21 protein-coding genes are annotated in these 22112 nt (G+C 67.7%); 11 read left to right on the top strand and 10 right to left on the bottom strand.

The window, feature by feature from the left end:
• Nucleotides 1–125: 125 nt before the first annotated feature.
• Together MKCMC460_RS06210 and MKCMC460_RS06205 are read right to left on the bottom strand one after the other, a co-directional pair.
• Nucleotides 126–1130 carry an ABC transporter ATP-binding protein gene (locus tag MKCMC460_RS06210; protein WP_236981091.1) on the bottom strand — a complete coding sequence of 335 codons (1005 nt, stop codon included), beginning with the start codon at nt 1128–1130 and terminating at the stop codon, nt 126–128.
• A gap of 126 nt (nt 1131–1256) precedes the next feature.
• Nucleotides 1257–2780 carry a carotenoid oxygenase family protein gene (locus MKCMC460_RS06205; protein ID WP_236981089.1) on the bottom strand — a complete coding sequence of 508 codons (1524 nt, stop codon included), beginning with the start codon at nt 2778–2780 and terminating at the stop codon, nt 1257–1259.
• A gap of 83 nt (nt 2781–2863) precedes the next feature.
• Between MKCMC460_RS06205 and MKCMC460_RS06200 the strand changes: the two genes are divergently transcribed.
• Nucleotides 2864–3547: a TetR/AcrR family transcriptional regulator gene (locus MKCMC460_RS06200; protein ID WP_236981087.1), complete on the top strand. Its 684-nt coding sequence runs from the start codon at nt 2864–2866 to the stop codon at nt 3545–3547.
• 49 nt (nt 3548–3596) lie between these two features.
• Here MKCMC460_RS06200 and rplL read toward each other — a convergent pair whose 3' ends face one another.
• Nucleotides 3597–3989 carry a 50S ribosomal protein L7/L12 gene (gene rplL / locus MKCMC460_RS06195; protein WP_236981085.1) on the bottom strand — a complete coding sequence of 131 codons (393 nt, stop codon included), beginning with the start codon at nt 3987–3989 and terminating at the stop codon, nt 3597–3599.
• Nucleotides 3990–4037: 48 nt separating this feature from the next.
• Complete coding sequence (gene rplJ / locus MKCMC460_RS06190; protein ID WP_238305406.1) at nt 4038–4619, bottom strand: 50S ribosomal protein L10; 582 nt, start codon at nt 4617–4619, stop codon at nt 4038–4040.
• Nucleotides 4620–4838: 219 nt separating this feature from the next.
• Between rplJ and MKCMC460_RS06185 the strand changes: the two genes are divergently transcribed.
• Complete coding sequence (locus MKCMC460_RS06185) at nt 4839–5159, top strand: hypothetical protein (protein ID WP_238305404.1); 321 nt, start codon at nt 4839–4841, stop codon at nt 5157–5159.
• Between the two features lie 14 nt (nt 5160–5173).
• Here the strand turns inward: MKCMC460_RS06185 and MKCMC460_RS06180 are convergent, their stop codons facing one another.
• From MKCMC460_RS06180 to MKCMC460_RS06170, 3 genes are read right to left on the bottom strand one after another with little or no spacing between them, the layout of a single operon-like run.
• A complete protein-coding gene (locus MKCMC460_RS06180) occupies nt 5174–6094 on the bottom strand; it encodes an ROK family protein (RefSeq protein WP_236983813.1) in 921 nt (306 codons plus the stop codon).
• 1 nt (nt 6095) lies between these two features.
• Complete coding sequence (locus tag MKCMC460_RS06175; RefSeq protein ID WP_236983811.1) at nt 6096–6740, bottom strand: malonyl CoA-ACP transacylase; 645 nt, start codon at nt 6738–6740, stop codon at nt 6096–6098.
• Nucleotides 6710–10909: an NEW3 domain-containing protein gene (locus MKCMC460_RS06170; RefSeq protein ID WP_238305403.1), complete on the bottom strand. Its 4200-nt coding sequence runs from the start codon at nt 10907–10909 to the stop codon at nt 6710–6712. Before MKCMC460_RS06170 ends, MKCMC460_RS06175 begins: the two co-directional genes overlap by 31 nt.
• 82 nt (nt 10910–10991) lie before the next feature.
• Between MKCMC460_RS06170 and MKCMC460_RS06165 the strand changes: the two genes are divergently transcribed.
• The 9 genes from MKCMC460_RS06165 to MKCMC460_RS06125 all read left to right on the top strand — a co-directional run bounded on the left by MKCMC460_RS06165 (nt 10992) and on the right by MKCMC460_RS06125 (nt 19883).
• Nucleotides 10992–11546: a DinB family protein gene (locus MKCMC460_RS06165; protein ID WP_238305402.1), complete on the top strand. Its 555-nt coding sequence runs from the start codon at nt 10992–10994 to the stop codon at nt 11544–11546.
• A 26-nt stretch (nt 11547–11572) separates the two neighbouring features.
• A complete protein-coding gene (locus tag MKCMC460_RS06160; protein ID WP_236981083.1) occupies nt 11573–12919 on the top strand; it encodes an AarF/ABC1/UbiB kinase family protein in 1347 nt (448 codons plus the stop codon).
• Between the two features lie 5 nt (nt 12920–12924).
• A complete protein-coding gene (locus tag MKCMC460_RS06155; protein ID WP_236981081.1) occupies nt 12925–13827 on the top strand; it encodes an alpha/beta fold hydrolase in 903 nt (300 codons plus the stop codon).
• An 84-nt stretch (nt 13828–13911) separates the two neighbouring features.
• Complete coding sequence (locus tag MKCMC460_RS06150; protein ID WP_238305401.1) at nt 13912–14772, top strand: cyclopropane mycolic acid synthase family methyltransferase; 861 nt, start codon at nt 13912–13914, stop codon at nt 14770–14772.
• A 155-nt stretch (nt 14773–14927) separates the two neighbouring features.
• Entirely contained in the window at nt 14928–15791 is an 864-nt protein-coding gene (locus MKCMC460_RS06145; RefSeq protein ID WP_236981077.1) for a cyclopropane mycolic acid synthase family methyltransferase, read from the top strand.
• A 144-nt stretch (nt 15792–15935) separates the two neighbouring features.
• Nucleotides 15936–16817: a cyclopropane mycolic acid synthase family methyltransferase gene (locus MKCMC460_RS06140; protein WP_236981075.1), complete on the top strand. Its 882-nt coding sequence runs from the start codon at nt 15936–15938 to the stop codon at nt 16815–16817.
• Nucleotides 16818–16961: 144 nt separating this feature from the next.
• On the top strand, nt 16962–17861 hold the full coding sequence (mmaA4, locus tag MKCMC460_RS06135; protein WP_236981073.1) for a hydroxymycolate synthase MmaA4: 900 nt from the start codon (nt 16962–16964) through the stop codon (nt 17859–17861).
• A gap of 96 nt (nt 17862–17957) precedes the next feature.
• Nucleotides 17958–18656: a YciI family protein gene (locus tag MKCMC460_RS06130; protein WP_238305400.1), complete on the top strand. Its 699-nt coding sequence runs from the start codon at nt 17958–17960 to the stop codon at nt 18654–18656.
• Nucleotides 18657–18665: 9 nt separating this feature from the next.
• Nucleotides 18666–19883, top strand: coding sequence for an RNA polymerase sigma factor (locus tag MKCMC460_RS06125; protein WP_236981071.1), 1218 nt, complete (start codon nt 18666–18668; stop codon nt 19881–19883).
• A 210-nt stretch (nt 19884–20093) separates the two neighbouring features.
• On the opposite strand, the gene rplA is transcribed toward MKCMC460_RS06125, so the two are convergent.
• The 3 genes from rplA to nusG form a co-directional block, all read right to left on the bottom strand.
• A complete protein-coding gene (rplA, locus tag MKCMC460_RS06120) occupies nt 20094–20804 on the bottom strand; it encodes a 50S ribosomal protein L1 (RefSeq protein ID WP_236981069.1) in 711 nt (236 codons plus the stop codon).
• A 77-nt stretch (nt 20805–20881) separates the two neighbouring features.
• Nucleotides 20882–21313 (bottom strand): 50S ribosomal protein L11, encoded by a 432-nt coding sequence (gene rplK / locus MKCMC460_RS06115; protein WP_180916890.1) that lies wholly within the window; start codon nt 21311–21313, stop codon nt 20882–20884.
• 42 nt (nt 21314–21355) lie between these two features.
• Entirely contained in the window at nt 21356–22087 is a 732-nt protein-coding gene (gene nusG, locus MKCMC460_RS06110) for a transcription termination/antitermination protein NusG (RefSeq protein ID WP_236981067.1), read from the bottom strand.
• Nucleotides 22088–22112 lie beyond the last annotated feature (25 nt).

Below are 22112 nucleotides of genomic sequence, written 5' to 3'. Positions count from 1 at the left end.
GTGGCTGAACAGGCCGCTGCACGCAGCTCTGGACAGACCTGGAACGTGCCGGACAACCCGTCGAATCTCAGGGAGCCGAACTCACGTTTCCGATCCGAACTGCCGGGCGGGCGGCCGGCAGCCGATCAGAATTCGTGCGACTGGTACTTGTGGGTGCCCTCGAGATCGTCGAGGATCGCCTGCTGGGCCTTCTGCGGCAGCGTGTGCAACATGGCGCGCACCCGGGCCTGGCGGCGAGCCACGCCCTTGCGTTCCGGCATGCCGGGCGAGGCTTCGATCTGCGGCGGCACACCCTCGATGTCTTCCACACCGCCGGCGTGCTGGCCGGCTTCGAGCGCCGCCTGCTCCTCGGCCATGGTGGCCTCGTCCTTTTCCTCCGACATACCGATCGGCCCGATCCGGCGGCCGTTGAGGAACTGGCGCACCACCGGCTCGTCGCTGGTCAGCAGCACTTCCCGCGGTCCGAACATGACCAGGTGCTTGCGGAACAACATGCCCATGTTGTCCGGCACGGTGCGGGCGATGTTGATGTTGTGCGTGACGATGAGGATGGTCGCGTCGATCTGGGCGTTGATGTCCATGATCAGCTGGCTCAGGTACGCGGTACGGACCGGGTCCAGACCGGAGTCGGGCTCGTCGCACAGGATGATCTGCGGGTCGAGGACCAGCGCGCGGGCCAGACCGGCACGCTTGCGCATACCACCGGAGATCTCCCCGGGGAACTTCTTCTCGTCGCCGCCGAGGCCCACCATCTCCAGCTTCTCCATAACGATGTTACGGATCTCGCTTTCCTTCTTCTTGGTGTGCTCGCGCAGCGGGAAGGCGGTGTTGTCGTAGAGGTTCATCGAGCCGAACAGCGCGCCGTCCTGGAACAGCACGCCGAACAGGGTGCGGATCTCGTAGAGCTCTTTGGCCGAGCACTCGATGATGTCGGTGCCGTCGATGATGATGGAGCCGCGCTCCGGGCGCAGCAGACCGATCAGGGACTTCAGGAACACCGACTTACCGGTACCCGACGGGCCCAGTAGCACGCTGACTTCGCCGGCGGGGATCGTGAGCGTGACGTCTTCCCAGATCCTCGAGGATCCGAACGACTTGGTGAGCCCGTTGACCTCGATCGCGACACCCATAGGAAACCCTTCCGTCGACGCGCGTATCAGCCACCAGCCCGTGTGGCTTGAGTCACTGTAGCGCACGCCCTCACCACGGCATCAGGGTTGGGAGGTAACAATCCTCCGATCGGGTGACGCCGTCCGTCAGGCCACCGGCGCCCAGTTCCCGTGGAAGCCCATCGGAACCCGCTGCGGCAGGTGCACGGTGGCGACCGATTCCAGCGTCTGGGCGTCCAGCATCACCAGCTGCCCTTCGTCGCGGCCACGGTGGTAGCCGTAGCCCATCAGGATCCCGTCGTCCTCGGCCGCAGTGCGGCCGTCCGGCGCGGGGTTGGGGACGAACGACATCTCGCCGAGGACGAGGTCAGGGTCGAGGACGGCGACTTCGCTGGCCCCGGCCGCAAAGTCGTGCTTGTACAGCGCGGTGGACATCGGGGCGGCCTGATTGCCGTAGCTGTCGACGAACCCGTCGCCGATACCCACCGCATAGCCGAACCGATGCCGGGCACCGGTCAGGGCCTCGTTGATGCGGGGAAACTCCTGCGGCCGGTCGTCACGACGTTCGGTGGACACCGCGCCGGTGGACAGGTTGATGGTCCAGCGGTCCAGCATCGGCCGGCTCTCCCCGGGGCCGCGCCGGTCGCGATCGAACATCCGGTCATAACGCACCACATCCAGCACCAGGACTTCGGCCTCACCGCGCTGTTCGGAATAAGCGTTGAGCGGGTGGTAGACGTAGCAGGGTTCGATGTCGAACCACCGGACGTCCTTCCCGGATCCCTCCCGCGGCATGACGCCGATGCGTGCCGGGTAGTTCGGGTTCCAGGCGTAGGGCATGCGGTCCGACGGATTGGGGTTGCGGTTGACCATCGCCGCTATCGGGCTGGGCATCCGCACCCGGCCGACCATCGATTGCACCACCAGTTGCGCCGGCCGCGACAGCCAGCGCGGCAGGTTCGCGGGCAGCATCTGGGCGGTGTCGAACGTCACCGGCAGGTCGTAGAGCACCACATATTTGTCGGTGAGCGAGAAGTCGTGCATCATCGGCGACCCCGACACGGCGATGTCGACCGTCTTGCGGGCGCGGCCGTCGACGCCGATCACCGAGTACTGGACCGTCCGCCCGCGCGCAAAGGAATAGGAGACGGCGTGCAATTCGCCGGTGTGGGGGTCCCGGTGCGGGTGGGCGGTGTAGCCGCCGTACAAGGTGCCGCGGAAGTCCCAGGTACCGACGGTGTCCAGGTCGTCGGTGAGTTCGTAGTTGGCGACGCCGCCCTCGACGAGCGCGAGGGTTCGGCCGGCATGGGCCAGCACGTTGGTGTTGGCGCCCAAGGCGAGCAGCCCCGCCCGCGGGTCAAGCCGCGCCGGCCGGGGTTCGCCGAGTGCGGCGCACACGGGCAGACTGCGCACCCAGCGGTTGCGGTACCAGCGCGCCTGGCCGTCCTGCAGTGCGACGCCGTGCACCATCCCGTCCCCGCTGAACCAGTGATATGTCGCCGGGTTCACCTCGGCGGCCGGGTTGGGGCCGTTACGCAGGTAGCGCCCGTGCAGGTGGTCGGGGATATGTCCGGTGACCGGCAGGTCGGTCGCGGTCACTTCGGCGTCCACCGGCGCCAGAAAGTCTTCCAGGTAGGGGTTCCGGGATTGGGCAGTCTGCACGGAAGTCATGCCTGAACTCCTATAACATTGTTATTTCCTAGTTATTGGCACGCTACGCCGCCGACGGGAAGATGGCAATAATGTCTCTCGAGATGACTTCGCAGACTGAGCGCAACGTGCGCGACGCGTTGCTGCACGCGGCCGTGGCCCTACTGGACGAGCACGGTCCCGACGCGCTGCAGACGCGCAAGGTGGCCGGCGCAGCCGGGACTTCGACGATGGCGGTGTACACCCATTTCGGCGGCATGCGCGGGCTGATCGCCGCCGTCGCCGAGGAGGGGTTACGGCAGTTCGACGTGGCTTTGCGCATGCCCGAGACCGCCGATCCGGTCGCCGACCTGCTGTCGGTGGGCGCCGCGTACCGCCGGTACGCGATACAACGACCACACCTCTACCGCTTGATGTTCGGCAGCACCAGCGCACACGGCATCAACGCCCCCGCGGGCAATGTGCTGACGCTGACGCTGGACCAGATCTATCAAGGCATCCCGAGCTTCGCGCACCTGGTGCGCGCGGTGCAACGGGCGATGGATGCCGGCCGAATCAGCGCCGGCGCCGCGGCCACCGAGGCCGGGTCGGATCGGGAAATCGTGGCCACCGCCGCCCAATTCTGGGCGTGCGTGCATGGTTTCGTGATGCTGGAACTGGCCGGGTTCTACGGCGACGACGACGCCGCCGTCGGGCCGGTGCTCAGTTCCATGACCACGAATCTTCTTGTGGCCCTTGGCGATTCGCCGGAGCTGGTGCGGCGTTCGGCGCGGGCGTCGGCCGGCTGAACGCAAAAACCCCCGGATGTCGATCCGGGGGTTTGCGCGTGGTTCTGAACTACTTGACGGTGACGGTGGCGCCGGCGGCCTCGAGCTTGGCCTTGGCCTCGTCGGCGGCCTCCTTGGCGACCTTCTCGAGCAGCGGCTTGGGGGCGCCGTCGACCAGGTCCTTGGCCTCCTTGAGGCCCAGGCCCGAGACGATCTCGCGGACCACCTTGATGACGCCGATCTTCTTGTCGCCGGCGGCCTCGAGGATCACGTCGAACTCGCTCTGCTCCTCGGCGGCCTCAGCGGGAGCGGCGCCGCCGCCACCACCGGCAGCGGCAACGGCGACCGGGGCGGCCGCGGTGACCTCAAAGGTCTCCTCGAACTTCTTCACGAAGTCCGAGAGCTCCAACAGGGTCATTTCCTTGAATGCGTCGAGCAGGTCGTCGCTGGACAGCTTGGCCATGGTGTGGGTCCTTCCTGATATTTCCGGGTTTGTCGGGGTTTGCGGGTGTTACTCGGCTTCGGCAGCTGCCTCGGCTGGTGCCTCTGCGGCCGGCGCGGCGGCCGCCGCGGGAGCCTCGGAGTCCTTCTTTTCCTGCAGAGCGGCCAGCAGTCGGGCCATCTGCGACGCGGGCGCATTGAACAGCCCCGCGGCCTTGGCGAGGTTGCCCTTCATGGCGCCGGCCAGCTTGGCCAGCAGCACCTCGCGGGATTCCAGGTCGGCGATGCGCTCGACCTCGGCCACGCTCAGGGCGTGACCATCCATGTAGCCGCCCTTGATGATCAGCGCCTTGTGCTCCTTGGCGAAGGTCTTCAGCGCCTTGGCGACGTCGACGGGCTCACCGGTGACGAACGCGATCGCCGTCGGCCCGGCGAACAGCTCGTCGAGGCCTTCGATCCCGGCCTCCGAGGCAGCCCGCTTGATCAGGGTGTTCTTGGCCACCGCGTAGGTGGCCGAGCCGCTCAGCGACCGACGCAGCTCGGCCAGGTTGGCGACGGTCAGGCCGCGGTATTCGGTGATGACGGTCGCGCTCGAGGCCTTGAAGTGCTCGGCGATGTCTGCAACGGCGGTGGCCTTGTCAGCCTTGGCCATGCCTGCCTCCTGTGGTCGAAGTACCGATGTGCTGGAAAGTCTGTTGGTCTGCCGGATCACCTGAGAACGACGAACGCCCCGGCGCAGGATGCGGCCGGGGCGTTGGGGATGCGCCGACGCATGCGCCGACGGATAACACCTCGTCCTCCTGCGTGGGCCGCCGGGATTCTCCCGGACTTTCAACCGATTGCTCGGTGACCGACGGTCTTCGGTGGATCGGTGACCACCATAGCGCGGCGGGCGTCGATCAGCCAAAACGGCGGGAACGGGTACCACGGGGGCCACGGCGGCCGCGGCGGCGACGCCGGGTTGCTGTCCGGCTTCGGCGGCGCCGGCGGGGCCGGCGGCGCGGGCACCGGCCCCATCACCACCGGCGGCGACGGAGGTGACGGCGGTACGGCCGGGCTGATCGGCAGCGGCGGTAACGGAGGTAATCCGGGCCTCGGCGGAAACGCCGCCAGCACCCAGGGCACTGCGGGCGCCGGCGGCGACGGGGGCCTGCTGCTCGGACTCGACGGGCAGGCCGGAACGCCGCAGTAGCGCTCCGCGGCTGCCTACAGCCCGGCCAGCCGGGCTGCCCCGATCAGCCCGGCCGCACCGCCCAGTTCGGCGGGCACCACCCGCAGTCCGGACAGAAAGGTAAGGCCTGCATATTCGGACAGTGCCGCCCGCAGCGGGTCGAACAGCACGTCACCGGACTTCGCCACTCCCCCGCCGATCACCACCAGGTCAAGGTCGCAGACCGCACCCACCGAGGCGATCATCGCCGCCAACGCTCGCGTGCCCCGCCGAAACACCTTCTGCGCCAACGGATCCCCACTCGCCGCCGCGTCGGCCAACTCCTTGGCGCCGGCCCCGGCGGGCGCGGCCCAGCCGTTCTCCCGCGCCCAGCGCACCATCGACGGACCGGATGCCACGGTCTCCACGCAGCCCCGCCCGCCGCACGCGCAGGCCCGGCCGTCCGGATCGACGACGACATGGCCGACGTGGCCGGCGTTTCCGGTGCGGCCGTCGTAGGGAACGCCGTCGAGCACCAATCCGCCACCGACCCCGGTCGAGACCACCATGCCCAACATGAACCCGGCACCCCGTCCGCCACCGAGCCAGTGCTCACCAACCGCCATGCACACCCCGTCGCCGCCGAGCCGCACCGGCACACCGGGTAACAGCGCCGCCACTCGGTCCCGCAGCGGGAATCCGCGCCAAGCCGCGATATTGACCGGGCTCACGGTGCCCTCCCCCAGGTCGACGGGCCCGGCCGACGCGATGCCCACCGCGGCGACCGCACCCCCGGCGGCCTGCACCGCTTCGTCGATCAACGCGGCGACCGCCTGCCAAACCTGGTCGGCGTTCACACCTTGCGGAGTCGGGCGCTTGGCGTTGTACACCAGCAGATCGGCGGGACGGGCACGGGCGGGGTCGGCGAGTGCGGCCGCGATCTTGGTGCCGCCGATGTCGAGGCAGAGGGTCAGCATGTCAGTGCCGGTGGGTGTTGTCGGGCTGACGGGGGTCACCGGGATGCTCATAGCCGGGCGCAAGGTGCACCAGAGCCTCCCGCCGCGCGTCCAGCCACACCCGGAACGTGCGCCGGCGAGCGGCCCCCAGCAGATGCTCGGTGACCGCGGCCCGGACCTGCTCCAGCGGCGGCCCGGCGAGTGCCGGACCCCGCCAGCCGTGGTCGCCGGCACGCTCGGCCGCAAAGCGCAGCGGATTGCGGGCGTGGTAGTCGGCGACCTCGGCCTCGCTAACCGTGACGCCGGCCGTGACGTCGGCGAACAAGGCCCGCGCAGCCGGCCGGGCCAGGGTGGCCGCCGCGATGCTGCCGATCTCCAACCGCGCGGTGACATCGGGCAACACCTCGGATTCGGCCGGGGCGTCAGCCACGTCCAGGCCGCGCGCGGACACCTCCACGTCGACCACCCGCTCGGTCACGATCAGCTGAGTCAGCCAGCGGCGCAGCTGGCGGCCCTCGCTGGTACCGGACCGCGGCAAAGCGGCGGCCTGAGGTCCGGCCCGCAGCCGCGCCTCGCGCTCGTCGACTTCGGCGACGGCGACCCCCGCCCCTCCCACGGTCGCAACGGGATGCTCGCTCACGCGTCTCCTCCTGCAGGTCCGCCCGATGTCACCGTCACCTGCGCGGCCGGCGAATACACCAGGTGGCCCGCGCAGCCGACCCGGACCAGCGCCCACCAGCTCCCCGGCGCCACCCACGTCGGCGGCGACACCTCGAAGGCGAGTTCGGCGGTGCCGCCGGCGGGAAGCGTCGCGCCGATGACGGCCGGACCGATCCAATCCCAGGTCCCCCACGGACTGATGAGGTGCGCTTCCAGGGCCAGGTCGGCCCCGGCACGGCTGCCGATCGTCACGGCCAGGCGCGACCGCTGGCCGGCGGCCAGCTCGACCTCGGCCGGACCGTCGATCAGGTAGATCAGCTCGGTGTCCTCGGTCCCGACGGCCACCACGGCGACGTCCTCCACCACCTGCCGCCACGCCGCCGGAGTGTCGGCGTCGGTGACGCGCAGCTGAGCCCGGATCGGGTGCAGCCCGGTCGCGGCATCCGCCGGGACAGTCACCACAACCTCGTTCTCCAGATGCTCCCCGGCGCCCAGCGTGAACGGCAGCTCAGTGGGGCTGACCAGCCAGCCGTCCGGCCCCAGCAGTTCGACCGTGCCGCCCAGCGTGGCATCGGTGCAGTCGCTGGCCGCGGTCAGCCGCAGCCGCAGGCGGTCACCGGCGCCGGCACTGAGTTGCCGGGGATGCAGGTAGGCCACGGCCGGCAACCCACCCAGCGGTGCGGGACCGCGGTTGTGCAGCCAATATCGCGCGTAGAGCGGCTGGGCCGACTCCGCGTGCGGGGCCAATTGCGTCGGCGCGGCACGCACGGCGGGGACGTCGAGCCGCGCCAGCACGGTCGCGATCTCGTAGCCGTGCAGCTCGATCATTCGCTTGCGACGCAGCGGTTGCTCCAACAGGTCCGCCTGGCGCAGCGCACGCAGTGCGCCGAGGTCCGAGCCGATCACCACCCGGGTTCCGGACCCGACCGACTCCACCAACCGCAACGCCACCTCGTGGGGTGCGACGGGGTCGGTGCGGCCGGCCGTCAGCGGATTGCCGGCCGCCTTGAGCGCAGCGAGGTGCACCGCCCCGGCGGGCTCGACCCGCAGCAACGAACCGACCGGCGGGAGCACTGCCCGCCGCTCCCGCGGGGTTACCGCCAGCAGCGGGTTGGCGAACTGCGCGCTGCGTGCCGGCAGCCCGGCGCGGCGCCAGTCGCCGCTGTCGCAGACCAGCGCGTAGTCGAAATCGTGGGTCCAGTGCTGCAGCTGGAAGTTGGAACCGTCCGGCGCGGTGCGGCGCGGCTCGTCTATCCAGGTTCCCGACGGCCAGCCCGTGCAGGACCGCATCAGCGCCGTGTGCAGGGTGCCGTCGGTGCCCGGTCCCTCGACAGCGAAGCTCGGCACGCCACGGTTGAGCAACGCGACGGTGCGGTCGTCGAACGGTTCCGGCCCCGACGGCGCCTGCTGGTCGACGACGATCTGCGCGTCGGCGAGGTCACCGACCAGCGCGGCGATGGCGGCAGCCAGTTTCCTGTCGTCGCGGCCGTCGACGATCAGCACCGGCAGTGCGCGCGGTGCGCGCAGGTCGGCGTCGGGTACCCAGACGTCCGCCAGCCGGGTGGCCGCGGGCACCCACACCCGGGCCGCGCCGTCGGCTGCCAGCTGCCGGCGCAGTTCGGCGGCGTAAACCGGGTCCGCCTCGGCCAGCACCGCGGCGGTGAAGGCGTTGCGGCCGGGACCGCCCAGCGCGATCCGCGCATCGGGCAGGTTGGAGTCGACGTCGAGATGTCCGTACCGGGGCCGATCGGCAGCGCTGCAGGTGGCCGTCACGCCGGTGCGGACCAGCGCCACCATCAGGTCGCGGGCCAAGGGCCCGGATTCGTGCTCCGACGGCGCGATCACCTCGGCCACCGACACCGCCCGCGTCGCCTCCCCGACGCGGACCCGCATCGCCGAGGACAACCCAAACCAGCCGTAAGCCGGGTTGTCCAGCGTCCACAGGTATTCGGCGGTGTCCACCGCGCGATCCCCGTCGTGCAGCAGCGCGAATCCGCGCCCGACGACGGCGTCCCCGACCTCGCTGACCGGGGTGGCGCCGGGCACCGGGCACGGCCAGCGCAGCCGCAGCAACCGGTCGGCGCCGGTGAACTCGTGGATGGTGGTGCGGCAGTCCAGCCGGTCGATGTGGTGCCACAGCGTCAGCGTCTGGGTGTACCGCAGCAGCTCGCCGATGCGGCCCTGCACCACCAGCCGCTGGCCGAGCGGACCGTGGTAGGCCTGCACGGCGGCGGACGACTCCGACGAACCGACCACCGGCCCCTTGGTCAGCAGGTGCCACGGCCCTTCCCCCTGGCTCGGATGCGACGAATACTCCTCGTAGACGGCGAGCTCGTTACCCACCCGGCCGTCGGCGATCAACTCGCGACCGGCCCGTACCAGGGAATCCACCGCCCCACCGCGCGCCGGGTCGACAGTGAGCCGGTAGTGCTCGTTGGCGATCCGCACCCCGGCCACGGGCCGCCAGCCGGCGGCCGCACCACGCGGAATCAACCGGTAGGTCCGCCAGCCCAGCGACGGCACGTCGCGGGCCAGCCAGCTCACCGAGTGGCCGCCGTCGTCCACCTGGGCGGGATGCTCGACACCGTCGGAGTCCAGCACCCGCACCCCGGCCGGCAGCGGCGCATCCAGCCGGGCGGTGACGATGTCGCTGCGCGGCTGCGTCACCGGATTCCAGACCACCACCGAGTCGGACGCGCCGGCCGCCAACGACGACAGCACCTGCAGGGAAGCGTCCCGCGCGGCGCGGCCCAGCTCCCACGCGTCGCGCCAGCCGGTCAGCAGATCGAGATACACCTGGTCGGATTCCGAGCCGGTGATGGCGTCGTGGTGTGCGCCGTAGGCCAACTGCACCCACGCCTTGGCGAACGCCGCCTGCGGATACTCGGCTCCCGTCAACACCCCGGCGAACACGGCGAAACGCTCGGCGTCCAGTACCGCGTTCTCGGCGGCCCGGTTGGCCTGCTTGGTGTCGATGTACGACACGTCCTTACCGGTGTAGATCGGGTTCATGTCGCGGGTCTGCGGCGAGGCAACCCGTTTCGGGTCGGCCAGCTCCGCCCGCACTGCCGCGAAGAACTCCCGCGGCAGCCCGCACACGAACCGCGGCCAGGTGTAGCGGGCGGCCCAGTCGCGGTGGATCTCGGTGACCCACTTGTTCGGCGGGGTGTAGTCGGTGCCGACCGGCAGCAGCACATTGCGCGTCAGTGCAACCCTCTTGAGCTGTTCGAACAGCGCGTAGGTCGCCTCCTCGGCCGCCGCCAGCGTGGTCGAGGAGTCCATCCACCAGCCCGCCGAATAGTGCGCCGGCATGTAGTGGGTGAGCAGGCCGCGTCCCGACGGCGAGATCCATTCGAACTCGCTGGAAAACTGCATGCGCTCGACGTCGCCGCCCTGCGCCGGACCCCACTGGTGATGCGGTCCGCGTGCCCACGAACTCGAGGTCAGCCCGGCATCGGCCGCCATTCCCGGGAACTGCGGGTCGTGGCCGAACACGTCGAGCTGCCAGGCGGTGGCCGGCTCGGCCCCCAGCACGTTGCGCTGGAAACCGATGCCGTGCACCAGGTTGCGGATGGTTGTTTCCGGGCTGGTGAGGTTGGTGTTGGGCTCGTTGTAGGTGCCGCCCATCACCTCGACCCGGCCCTGGGCGAAGAACCGGCGCAGGTCCGCCCGGTCCTCGGGGTGGGTGTCCCAGTACGGCTTGAGGTAGTCGACTTCGGCGAGCACGAATTTGTACTCGGGTTCCCGGCGCGCCATCTCCAGGTGCGCGTGGACCAGCTCGAAGCCGTTGGTCTGGCGGCACTGTCCCGGCGGGTCCTCGGTCCATGCGCTGGTGTAGGCGCCCTGGGTGTTCCACCAGACCGGGTCGTAGTGGAAGTGGCTGACCATGAACATCGTCCAGCCGGGCTCGGCAACCACGAACTCGAAGGACAGCTGCGCCGCCCCGGCCCGCACCGCGGCGTCGCGGCGCTGGCCGATCACCGCGCGTTCGACGACGACTGGAACCTCGACCACCTCTTGGCCCGCCGCAACCACCACTTCGCCGCGTAGACCGTTGCCGTCGATACGCAGCTGGGTGGGTGCGGTACAGCCGCCGACCGTCACCCGCGCCAATTGCAGCGGGCGCTTCGGCGGGCCCACGAACAGCTCGGTCGAGCCCGCCGAAATCAGCTGCATATCAGCACCTTACGGCGCTGCGCAGGCCTGCTGAAGGCGTTTGACGACCGGGCGCGCCGCGATCGGTGGCAGCCTGGAAGACATGGCGGACCTCACGACGCAACTCGTCGAGCAACTCGACTGGCACTGGAGTGGACAGTTGCGGCCGCGCCTGGACGGCCTGACCGACGACGAATACTTCTGGCAGCCGGTACCGGACTGCTGGACCGTGCATCCCGACGGGACCATCGACTTCGCGTACCCGGCACCCGACCCCGCACCGTTCACCACCATCGCCTGGCGCGCGGCCCATCTGATCGTCGGCGTGTTCGCCATGCGGACACACCACCACTTCGGCGGGCCGCCCGCCGACTACCAGAGTTGGCCCTACGCCACCGACGCCGGCACTGCGCTGCGGCAGCTCGACGACGCCTACGCGGGGTGGATCGCCGGGGTGCGGTCGCTGACCGGTGCCGACCTGTACCGGCCGTGCGGCCCCGCCGAGGGCCCCTACGCCGAGTACGCGCTGAGCGAGCTGGTTCTGCACGTCAACCGCGAGGCGATCCACCACGGCGCCGAGATCGCTTGTCTGCGCGACCTTTACCTGCACCAACGAGCTGCCCCGCTGGTGAGCGACATCACGCAGATTGGGAGTTGACTCCCCGGATTTGGCACACTGCTCCAATGAGCTCCACCAAACACCGCGATGTGGCCAAGCTCGACCGGGTGCCGTTGCCGGTCGAAGCGGCCCGGGTCGCTGTCACCGGTTGGCAGGTCACCCGCACCGCCGCGCGCGTGGTCACCAAACTGCCGGGCAAGGGGCCCTGGCAGCAGAAGATCATCAAGGAAATCCCGCAGACCTTCGCCGATCTGGGCCCGACATATGTGAAGTTCGGACAGATCATCGCGTCCAGCCCGGGGGCTTTCGGCGAATCGCTGTCCCGTGAGTTCCGCACCCTGCTCGACCGGGTTCCGCCGGCTGACACCGACGAGGTACACCGGCTGTTCGTCGAGGAACTCGGCGACGAGCCCTCGAATCTGTTCGCGTCATTCGAGGAGAAGCCGTTCGCGTCTGCGTCGATTGCGCAGGTGCATTACGCGACCCTCAAGACCGGCGAGGAAGTCGTGGTCAAGATCCAGCGGCCGGGCATTCGGCGTCGGGTGGCCGCGGACCTGCAGATTCTGCAGCGCTTCGCCCAGGCCGTCGAACTGGCCAAGCTGGGTCGCCGGCTCTCGGCGCAGGACGTGGTCGCCGACTTCTCCGACAACTTGGCCGAGGAACTCGACTTCCGCCTGGAAGCGCAGTCGATGGACGCCTGGGTGTCGCATCTGCACTCGTCACCGCTGGGCAAGAACATCCGGGTGCCTCAGGTGCACTGGAACTTCACCAGCGAACGGGTGCTGACGATGGAGCGGGTACACGGCATCCGCATCGACAACGTCGCCGAGATCCGCAAGGCCGGGTTCGACGGCACCGAGCTGGTGAAAGCCCTGCTGTTCAGCGTGTTCGAGGGTGGGCTGCGGCACGGGTTGTTCCACGGCGACCTGCATGCGGGCAACCTCTACGTGGACGACGAGGGCCGGATCGTGTTTTTCGACTTCGGCATCATGGGCCGGATCGACCCGCGTACCCGCTGGCTGTTGCGTGAACTGGTCTACGCGCTGCTGGTGAAGAAGGACCACGCCGCGGCCGGCAAGATCGTGGTGCTGATGGGAGCGGTCGGGACCATGAAACCCGAGGCGCAGGCCGCCAAGGACCTGGAGAAGTTCGCCACCCCGCTGACCATGCAGTCGCTGGGCGACATGTCCTACGCGGACATCGGCCGCCAGCTTTCTGCGCTGGCCGACGCCTACGACGTCAAGCTGCCCCGCGAGTTGGTGCTGATCGGCAAGCAGTTCCTCTACGTGGAGCGGTACATGAAGCTGCTGGCGCCCAAGTGGCAGATGATGTCCGACCCGCAGCTCACCGGCTACTTCGCGAACTTCATGGTCGAGGTCAGCCGCGAGCATCAATCCGACGTCGAGGTCTGAGCGCGGTGGAAGTTCGAAGCGGCTTCGCCGAGTCAAGCGATGTGAAGCTCTATTACGAGGACATGGGTGACCTCGAGGATCCCCCCGTGTTGCTGATCATGGGACTAGGTGCCCAGCTGCTGCTGTGGCGGACCGCGTTCTGCGAGCGACTGGTCGCTCAGGGGCTGCGGGTCATCCGGTTCGACAACCGCGACGTCGGCCTGTCGACCAAGACGCAGCGTTACTCCCCGCCACCGCTGGTGACCCGGATGGCGCGGTCCTGGCTGGGTCTGCCCAGCCGGGCGGCGTACACGCTGGAAGACATGGCCGACGACGCCGCGGCCCTGCTCAGACACCTCGACATCAAGCACGCGCACATCGTCGGGGCGTCGATGGGCGGCATGATCGCGCAGGTCTTCGCGGCGCGGTTCGCCCACCACACCAAGTCGCTGTCGATCATCTTCTCCAGCAACAACCACCGATTCCTGCCGCCACCGGCACCGCGTGCGCTGTTCTCGCTCATCAAAGGTCCGCCGCCGAGCTCGCCGCGCGAGACCATCATCGAGAACTCGGTGCGGGTCAGCCGGATCATCGGCAGCCCGGCCTACCCGACGCCGGAAGAACAGATGCGCGCCGACGCCGCCGAAAGTTACGACCGCAACTTCCACCCGTGGGGCATCACCCAACAGTTCGGCGCCATCCTGGGCACCGGCAGCCTACTGCACTACGACCGGCGCATCACCGCGCCGACGGTGGTGATTCACGGCCGCGCCGACAAACTGATGCGCCCTGCCGGTGGTCGCGCGGTCGCGCGTGCTATCAATGGGGCCCGATTGGTGTTGGTCGACGGTATGGGTCATGATCTGCCCAGACAACTTTGGGATCGCGTCATCGAAGAGTTGACAAGCAATTTCACCGCTGCCGGTTAAGACATCAGCCGGCAGCTTAGGAAGAATGTGTTCGGGTAACACGCATATGAGAGGTGCAGTCGTGTCCGCGGGAGGTGGCCGCAAGTGGCCGAATTGAGACCATATTACGAAGAGTCGCAAGCGACGTACGACATCTCCGATGACTTCTTCGCCCTGTTCCTAGACCCCAACATGGTCTACACCTGTGCGTATTTCGAACGCGACGACATGACGCTGGAAGAGGCGCAGATCGCAAAGCTGGATCTGGCGCTGGACAAGCTGAACCTCGAGCCGGGGATGACCTTGCTCGACGTCGGCTGCGGCTGGGGCGGCGCCGTCGTGCGCGCCGTGGAAAAGTACGACGTCAACGTCATCGGGATCACGCTGAGCCGCAATCACGCCGCGCGCAGCCAGGCCCGACTCGCCGCGATCCCGACTACGCGCCACACCGAAGCGCGACTGCAAGGCTGGGAAGAGTTCGACGAGAAGGTCGACCGGATCGTCAGCTTCGAAGCCTTCGACGCGTTCAAGAAGGAACGCTGGCCGGCGTTCTTCGACCGCGCCTACGAGATCCTGCCCGACGACGGACGGATGCTGCTGCACAGCATCTTCACCCACGAGCAGACGTACTGGCGCGACCACGGCATCACCGTCACGATGAGCGATCTGCGTTTCTTCCGCTTCCTGGCGACGGAGATCTTCCCCGGCGGCGGCATGTGCGGCGAAGTCGACATCATCGACAACGCGAAGAACAGTGGTTTCGCGGTCGAGCAAATCCAATACCTGCAGCCGCATTACGCGCGGACATTGGACATGTGGGCGGCCAATTTGGAAGCCAACCGCGAGCGCGCCATCGAAATCCAGTCGCAAGAGGTCTACGACCGTTTCATGCGTTATCTGACCGGCTGCGCAGGCCTTTTCCGCAAGGGTTTGTCCAACGTCGCTCAGTACACCCTGACGAAGTAGCGGCCACCCCTTTCACCTGGCAAGACACTGCCGTGGTTTAGCGATGCGACGTCGTGTCGGATAAGATGCCTGCGGCATGCGCCGGGGGGCTCGCATGAAATCAGGCACGACTTCGGCATGCGATCGTGGGGCCTTCGGGGTTCCGGAAAGGCATCATGGCTCAGAAGCTGAAACCGCACTTCGACGACGTGCAGGCGCACTACGACCTGTCCGACGACTTCTTCCGGCTTTTCCTGGACCCGACCCAGACGTACAGCTGCGCCTATTTCGAGCGCGACGACATGACTCTGGAGGAAGCTCAGATCGCCAAGATCGACCTGGCGCTGGGCAAACTCCGACTCCAGCCCGGTATGACTCTGCTGGACGTCGGGTGCGGCTGGGGTGCCACGATGCGCCGCGCGATCGAGAAGTACGACGTCAACGTCGTCGGCCTGACGTTGTCGAAGAACCAGGCCACCCACGTCCAGAAGTCGTTCGATGAGCTGGACTCGCCGCGGACCAAGCGGGTGCTGCTGGAAGGCTGGGAGCGCTTCGACGAACCCGTCGACCGGATCGTGTCGATCGGCGCGTTCGAGCATTTCGGCTTCGACCGCTACGACGACTTCTTCGCGCTGGCCGCCCGGGTGCTGCCCGATGACGGCGTGATGCTGCTGCACACCATCACCGCGCTGATTCCGGATCAGATGATCGAGCGAGGCATGCCGCTGACGTTCGAGATGGCCCGCTTCATCAAGTTCATCGTGACCGAGATCTTCCCCGGCGGCCGGCTGCCGTCGATCGAGAAGGTCGAGGAGCACTCGTCGAAGGCCGGTTTCAAGCTGACCCGTCGCCAGTCGTTGCAACCGCACTACGCGCGGACCCTCGATCTTTGGGCCGAAGCGCTGCAGGCTCATCGGGACGAGGCGATCAAGGTGCAGTCCGAAGAGGTCTACGACCGATACATGAAGTATCTGACCGGTTGTGCCGATGCGTTCCGGGTGGGATACATCGACGTCAACCAGTTCACGCTGGAGAAGTAAAGAGACCAAAGTGACGTCTGGTAGGTCTAATTCGAAAAATGCGGCATCCGGGGCCTTCAGATACGAACGTTGCCCCGAGCACGCGTGTAGGGTGCCGAGATGGCCACCTCGCGGGGGGATGGTCAGGTCCCATCGGGAGGGCAAATGTCTAACAACTTGACTCGCGCCCGAAGCAGGCGAGAGAACAACGACGACGTCCAGGCGCACTACGACATCTCCAACGAATTCTTCGAGCTGTTCACCGATCCCACCCGGACCTACAGCTGCGCCTATTTCGAGCGCGACGACATGACGTTGGAGGAAGCCCAGATCGCCAAGCTGGACCTGGCGCTGGGCAAGCTGGGACTCGAGCCGGGCATGACGTTGCTCGACATCGGCTGTGGCTGGGGTTCGACCATGAAGCGGGCGCTGGAGAAGTACGACGTCAACGTGGTCGGGGTGACGCTGTCCAAGAATCAGCACGCCTACTGCCAGCAGCTGCTCGACCAGGTCGACACCAACCGCACGCACCAGGTGCTGCTGAGCGACTGGGCGGACTTCGACGGGCAGGTGGACCGGATCATCACCATCGAGGCGCTGGAGCATTTCGGTTTCCAGCGTTACGACGACTTCTTCAAGTTCGTCTACAACGCCCTGCCGGCGGACGGGGTGATGCTGCTGCACTCGATCACCGGACTGACCGGCGGCCAGATCGTCGAGCGAGGCATGCCCGTCACGTTCGAGATGGCGCGGTTCATCAAGTTCATCGTGACCGACATCTTCCCCGGCGGCCGGCTGCCGTCGATCGAGAAGGTCCAGGAGCACGCGACCAAGGCCGGGTTCTCGGTGACCCACGTGGAATCGCTGCAGCTGCACTTCGCCCGGACGCTGGACCTGTGGGCCGAAGCCCTGGAAGCCAACCGGGAAGCGGCCATCGAGCTCCAGTCCGAGGAAATCTATGAGCGGTACATGAAATACCTGACCGGCTCTGCCAAGTCCTTCCGGATCGGCTACATCGACTGCCACCACTTCACCCTGCAGAAGTAGACTTTCCGGTGTCACAGACGGGCATCGGCGGCAGCCCCGAACCGATCAGCTGACCTGCCAGATCGGGTAGGGTTGCACGTCAATGACTTGAGACGCGTGCGCGCGACGCGGCAATGCCACATCACCAGGAGAACACCACCGCTAATGGCCGAGAAATCCCACGACGTCGCGACCAAGCCGACACAGTTCGAGGACATCCAGGCGCACTACGACGTCTCCGACGACTTCTTCGCCCTGTTTCAGGACCCGACGCGAACCTACAGCTGCGCATACTTCGAGCCGCCGGACATCTCTCTGCAAGAGGCCCAGATCGCCAAAGTCGACCTGAACCTGGACCAACTGGACCTCAAGCCGGGGATGACGCTGCTGGATATCGGCTGCGGGTGGGGCAACACGATGAAGCGCGCCGTCGAGAAGTACGACGTCAATGTCATCGGGTTGACGCTGTCCAAGAACCAGCACGCCCGCAGTCAGCAGGTGCTGGACTCCATCGACACCGACCGGTCGCGTCGGGTGCTGCTGCACGGCTGGGAAGACTTCCACGAACCCGTTGACCGGATCGTGTCGATCGAGGCATTCGAACACTTCGGGCACGAGAACTACGACGACTTCTTCAAGCGCTGTTTCGACATCCTGCCCGACGACGGCCGGATGATCATCCAAAGCAGCGTCAGTTACCACCCGTACAACATGCACGCTCGGGGTAAGAAGCTCACCTTCGAGACCGTGCGCTTCATCAAATTCATCATCACCGAGATTTTCCCGGGCGGCCGGCTGCCGACCACCGAGATGATGGTCGAGCACGGCGAGAAGGCCGGTTTCGTTGTCCCCGAACCTGTCTCATTGCGGTCGCACTACGTCAAAACCCTGCACATCTGGGGTAACACCCTGGAGGCGAACCGGGAAAAGGCGATCGAGGTGACCTCGCAAGAGGTGTACGACCGGTACATGAAGTACCTGCGGGGTTGCGAGCACTACTTCGACGACGAGATGCTCGACTGCAGCCTGGTCACCTACCTCAAGCCGGGGGCGGTCAGCGCCTAGATTTCTCCGGCCGGCTGTCGGATTCGCCGGGCGCCGTTCGTCGGACAGGTAGAGAGTGGAACATCAGGGTTTCGCTCACTGCCGGAGGTGAGACACATGCAGTATCTGGCTTTGTTGATCAGCAGGGAGCAGGACCGCACGCCCGATGACGGCGCGGCCGCGATGGCAGCTTTTCAGAACTTCCACGCCAAGGCGGGTCCGGCGATCCGGGCCGGCGACGCGCTGGCGCCGATGGCGGCGGGGGTGCGGATCACCGGCGGGCAGGATGCGCCGATCGCCACCGACGGTCCGTTCGCCGAGTCCGCCGAGATTGCCTGCGGCTACTACGTGTTCGAGGTGGAGAACCTCGACGACGCACTGGCGTTGGCACGCGACGTCCCCGTGGCCGCATTCGGGGCGGTGGAATTGTGGCCGGTGGTCCACTCCCTCGAACCGTCGCGCCGGCTTACCGGTGACGACTGGCTTGCGCTGCTGCTGGAGCCGCCCGGCTCCGCGCACCCGCCCGGCACCCCGGAGTGGGAGGCGGCGTCGGCTCGGCACGCGGACTTCGCAGCCGCCGCGGGCGACCACGTGATCGGGGGCGCCGCGCTGCACGACCGGTCCACCGCGACGACGGTGCGCGTCCGTGACGGCGAAACGCTGATCACGGATGGCCCGTTCGCCGAGGGCGCGGAGATCGCCACCGGAATGTATCTGCTGGGTGCCGACGACCGCGACGAGGCCGTGAAGGTGGCGTCGATGATCCCGGCCACCGCGGTGGAGTTGCGCCGTCTGGCCGGCATTTCCGGACTGTAGCCGCACCACGTGACCAGCCTGGAAGGCGTCTTCCGGCGGGAGTGGGGTCCGGCCGTCGCCGCGCTCGCGCGGTGGTCCGGTGACCTCACCCTCGCCGAGGACGCCGTCCAGGAGGCGTGCGCCGAGGCGCTTCGGTCCTGGCCGCGCGACGGGTTTCCGGATAGTCCCGGCGGTTGGCTGGTGACGGTGGCGCGCAATCGTGCCCGCGACCGGCTGCGTCGTGAATCAGTGCGTCCCGGAAAAGAATTGGCGGCCGTGGTGGACGACATCCGGGCGCGCACCGACGACACCGAGCCGCAGCCGGTGCCCGACGACGAGCTGCGGATGATGTTCACCTGCGCGCATCCCGCGCTGGACCGCCAGTCGCAGCTGGCGCTCACGCTGCGCCTGGTGTCGGGGCTGACCGTCGCCGAGATTGCCCGCGCGCTGCTGCAGACCGAGAGTGCCGTCGGTCAGCGAATCACGCGGGCCAAGAACAAGGTTCGGCACGCCAACATCCCGCTGCGGGTCCCGCCCGCGGAGTTGCTGCCCGAACGCACCCCGCATGTGCTGAGCTGCATCTACTCGGTTTTCACGGAGGGCTACTGGTCGACGGCCGGCCCGTCGGCGATTCGCGACGAACTGTGCGACGAGGGTGTCCGGCTGGGCGGGGAGCTGTGTGCGCTGATGCCGCAGGAGCCGGAGTGCCACGCCTTGGCGGCCCTGATGCTGCTGCACGATTCGCGCCGGACGACGCGCGTCGACGACGCGGGAGGGCTGGTGCCGCTCGAGGAGCAGGACCGGCATCGCTGGGACCGGAGTCGGATCGACCGCGGCCTGCAGCGGTTGCGGCTGGCAGCGGGATCGACGGGCCCATATCTGCCGCAGGCGGTGATCGCGGCGGCACACGCTACCGCGCGGTCCTGGGAACAGACCGACTGGCGGACGATCTGCGCGGCCTATGACCGCTTGCAGGGGCTCGCCGATTCGCCGGTGGTGGCGGTCAACCGGGCCGTGGCGGTCGGGTTCCGCGATGGGCCCGACGCCGGATTGGCTGCCTTGGCGCAGGTGGCCGACGATCCGCGGTTGGCCCGGTCGAATCTGGTCCCGTCGGTGCGGGCGGATCTGCTACGCCGCGCCGGCCGGCGCGGCGAGGCTGTGGACTGGTATCGAATTGCCTTGGCGTCCAACGGTTCTGCGCCGAGCCATGCCTTCTTGCGCCGGCGTATTGCCGAGTGCGGTGGCTAGCCCCGGCGCCTGTGGCGCTGCTCGCAGCGCCTGTGGCGCTGCTCGCTACCCCAGCCAGATCGACGGTCGGGTCCGCTCGCAGCGCCTACGGCGCTGCTCGCTACCCCAGCCAGATCGACGGTCGGGTCCGCTCGCAGCGCCTACGGCGCTGCTCGCTACCCCAGCCAGATCGACGGTCGGGTCCGCTCGCAGCGCCTACGGCGCTGCTCGCTACCCCTCCGAAGCAAAGTTGCGGGTGATCGACGGGTCAACCGGGATACCCGGACCCGTGGTCGTCGACACCGTCACCTTCTTCAGGTACCGCCCCTTGGACGACGACGGCTTGTGGCGCAGCACCTCGTCGAGCGCAGCCCCGTAGTTCTCGGCAAGGGCCTTCTCGTCGAACGACGCTTTACCGATGACGAAGTGCAGGTTGGCCTGCTTGTCGACCCGGAAGTTGATCTTGCCGCCCTTGATGTCGGCGACGGCCTTGGCGACGTCGGGCGTGACGGTGCCGGTCTTGGGGTTGGGCATCAACCCGCGAGGGCCCAGCACCCGGGCGATCCGACCGACCTTGGCCATCTGGTCCGGGGTCGCGATCGCGGCGTCGAAGTCCAGGAAGCCGCCCTGGATCTTCTCGATCAGGTCGTCGCTGCCGACGATGTCCGCACCCGCGGCTTGCGCCTGTTCGGCCTTCTCGCCCACCGCGAACACCGCGACGCGGGCGGTCTTGCCGGTGCCGTGCGGCAGGTTGACCGTGCCGCGCACCATCTGGTCGGCCTTGCGCGGGTCGACGCCGAGGCGAATCGCCACCTCAACGGTCGCGTCCTGCTTGGTCGAGGAGGTCTCCTTGGCGAGCTTGGCCGCCTGCAACGGGGTGTAGAGGGTGTTGCGGTCCACCTTCTCGGCGGCGGCGCGGTATGCCTTGCTGGTCTTGCTCATTCGATATCCAATCTGGGTTGGGTCCGTGGTCAGCGGGCCGAAGCTGGCCCTCCCACGCTTTCGGGTTACTGCGGGAACTACTCGACGGTGATGCCCATCGACCGGGCGGTGCCGGCGATGATCTTGGCCGCAGCGTCGATGTCGTTGGCGTTGAGGTCGGTCTTCTTGGTCTCAGCGATCTCACGCACCTGGTCCCAGGTGACCTTGGCGACCTTGGTCTTGTGGGGTTCCGCCGAGCCCTTGCCCACGCCGGCGGCCTTGAGCAGCAGCTTGGCGGCGGGCGGGGTCTTCAGCGCGAAGGTGAAGCTGCGGTCCTCGTAGACCGTGATCTCCACCGGGATGACGTTGCCGCGCTGGGCTTCTGTCGCGGCGTTGTACGCCTTGCAGAATTCCATGATGTTGACGCCGTGCTGGCCGAGCGCGGGGCCGACGGGCGGTGCTGGGTTGGCTTGACCCGCCACGATCTGCAGCTTGATCAGCCCGACGACTTTCTTCTTCTTCGGGGCCATGAGTTGTCCTACGTTCCTTCCGTGATTTGGGTGCCCAGCGGGCTAGATTTTGGAGACCTGGCTGAAGGTCAGTTCCACCGGTGTTTCCCGGCCGAAGATGGAGACCAGCACCTTGAGCTTCTGCTGCTCGGCGTTGACCTCGTTGATCGTGGCCGGCAACGTCGCGAACGGGCCGTCCATCACCGTTACCGATTCGCCGACCTCGTAGTCGACCTCGACAACCGGGCGTTCCAGCCCACCCGTCTCGGCCGCGGCGGCGGTGCTGGCCGCGCCTTTGGCGACCTTCTTGGCCGATCCCGGCGGCAGCAGGAATTTCACCACGTCGTCGAGCGCCAGCGCCGACGGGCGGGAGGTCGCGCCGACGAACCCGGTCACTCCGGGCGTGTTACGCACGGCTGCCCAGGAGTCGTCGGTCAGATCCATCCGCACCAGGATGTAGCCGGGCAGCACCTTGCGATTGACCTGCTTGCGCTGGCCGTTCTTGATCTCGGTGACCTCTTCGGTGGGCACCTCCACCTGGAAGATGTAGTCGCCGACGTCGAGGTTCTGCACACGGGTCTCGAGGTTGGCTTTCACCTTGTTCTCGTATCCCGCGTAGGAGTGGATGACGTACCAGTCTCCTGGCTTGGCGCGAAGTTCTGCCTTGAGCGCGGCGGCCGGGTCGATGTCTTCAGCCGGGGCGGCGCCTGCGTCTTCAGCCGGGGCGCCTGCGTCCTGGGCCTCCTGCAGGTCGACCGCTTCACCCGCGGACGTGTCACCGTCGAAGGTAGTCACGGTTTTCGGTCCTCTCTATTTCTGT

Origin of the sequence: Mycobacterium sp. 20KCMC460 (assembly GCF_022179425.1) — a bacterium.
GTDB classification, from domain to species: domain Bacteria; phylum Actinomycetota; class Actinomycetes; order Mycobacteriales; family Mycobacteriaceae; genus Mycobacterium; species Mycobacterium kiyosense.
The sequence above is the reverse complement of the archived record's forward strand: the minus strand, read 5'-3'. Positions and strand labels throughout refer to the sequence as shown.

What these genes read in the sequence shown, in the direction of transcription:
- rplK (WP_180916890.1), bottom strand. Translation starts at nt 21,313, where the DNA reads ATGGCCCCGAAGAAGAAGAAAGTCGTCGGGCTGATCAAGCTGCAGATC.
- MKCMC460_RS06160 (WP_236981083.1), top strand. Translation starts at nt 11,573, where the DNA reads ATGAGCTCCACCAAACACCGCGATGTGGCCAAGCTCGACCGGGTGCCG.
- MKCMC460_RS06145 (WP_236981077.1), top strand. Translation starts at nt 14,928, where the DNA reads ATGGCTCAGAAGCTGAAACCGCACTTCGACGACGTGCAGGCGCACTAC.
- MKCMC460_RS06180 (WP_236983813.1), bottom strand. Translation starts at nt 6,094, where the DNA reads ATGCTGACCCTCTGCCTCGACATCGGCGGCACCAAGATCGCGGCCGCA.
- mmaA4 (WP_236981073.1), top strand. Translation starts at nt 16,962, where the DNA reads ATGGCCGAGAAATCCCACGACGTCGCGACCAAGCCGACACAGTTCGAG.
- MKCMC460_RS06205 (WP_236981089.1), bottom strand. Translation starts at nt 2,780, where the DNA reads ATGACTTCCGTGCAGACTGCCCAATCCCGGAACCCCTACCTGGAAGAC.
- MKCMC460_RS06130 (WP_238305400.1), top strand. Translation starts at nt 17,958, where the DNA reads ATGCAGTATCTGGCTTTGTTGATCAGCAGGGAGCAGGACCGCACGCCC.
- MKCMC460_RS06165 (WP_238305402.1), top strand. Translation starts at nt 10,992, where the DNA reads ATGGCGGACCTCACGACGCAACTCGTCGAGCAACTCGACTGGCACTGG.
- rplL (WP_236981085.1), bottom strand. Translation starts at nt 3,989, where the DNA reads ATGGCCAAGCTGTCCAGCGACGACCTGCTCGACGCATTCAAGGAAATG.
- rplJ (WP_238305406.1), bottom strand. Translation starts at nt 4,619, where the DNA reads ATGGCCAAGGCTGACAAGGCCACCGCCGTTGCAGACATCGCCGAGCAC.
- MKCMC460_RS06140 (WP_236981075.1), top strand. Translation starts at nt 15,936, where the DNA reads ATGTCTAACAACTTGACTCGCGCCCGAAGCAGGCGAGAGAACAACGAC.
- MKCMC460_RS06210 (WP_236981091.1), bottom strand. Translation starts at nt 1,130, where the DNA reads ATGGGTGTCGCGATCGAGGTCAACGGGCTCACCAAGTCGTTCGGATCC.
- MKCMC460_RS06200 (WP_236981087.1), top strand. Translation starts at nt 2,864, where the DNA reads ATGACTTCGCAGACTGAGCGCAACGTGCGCGACGCGTTGCTGCACGCG.
- MKCMC460_RS06170 (WP_238305403.1), bottom strand. Translation starts at nt 10,909, where the DNA reads ATGCAGCTGATTTCGGCGGGCTCGACCGAGCTGTTCGTGGGCCCGCCG.
- rplA (WP_236981069.1), bottom strand. Translation starts at nt 20,804, where the DNA reads ATGAGCAAGACCAGCAAGGCATACCGCGCCGCCGCCGAGAAGGTGGAC.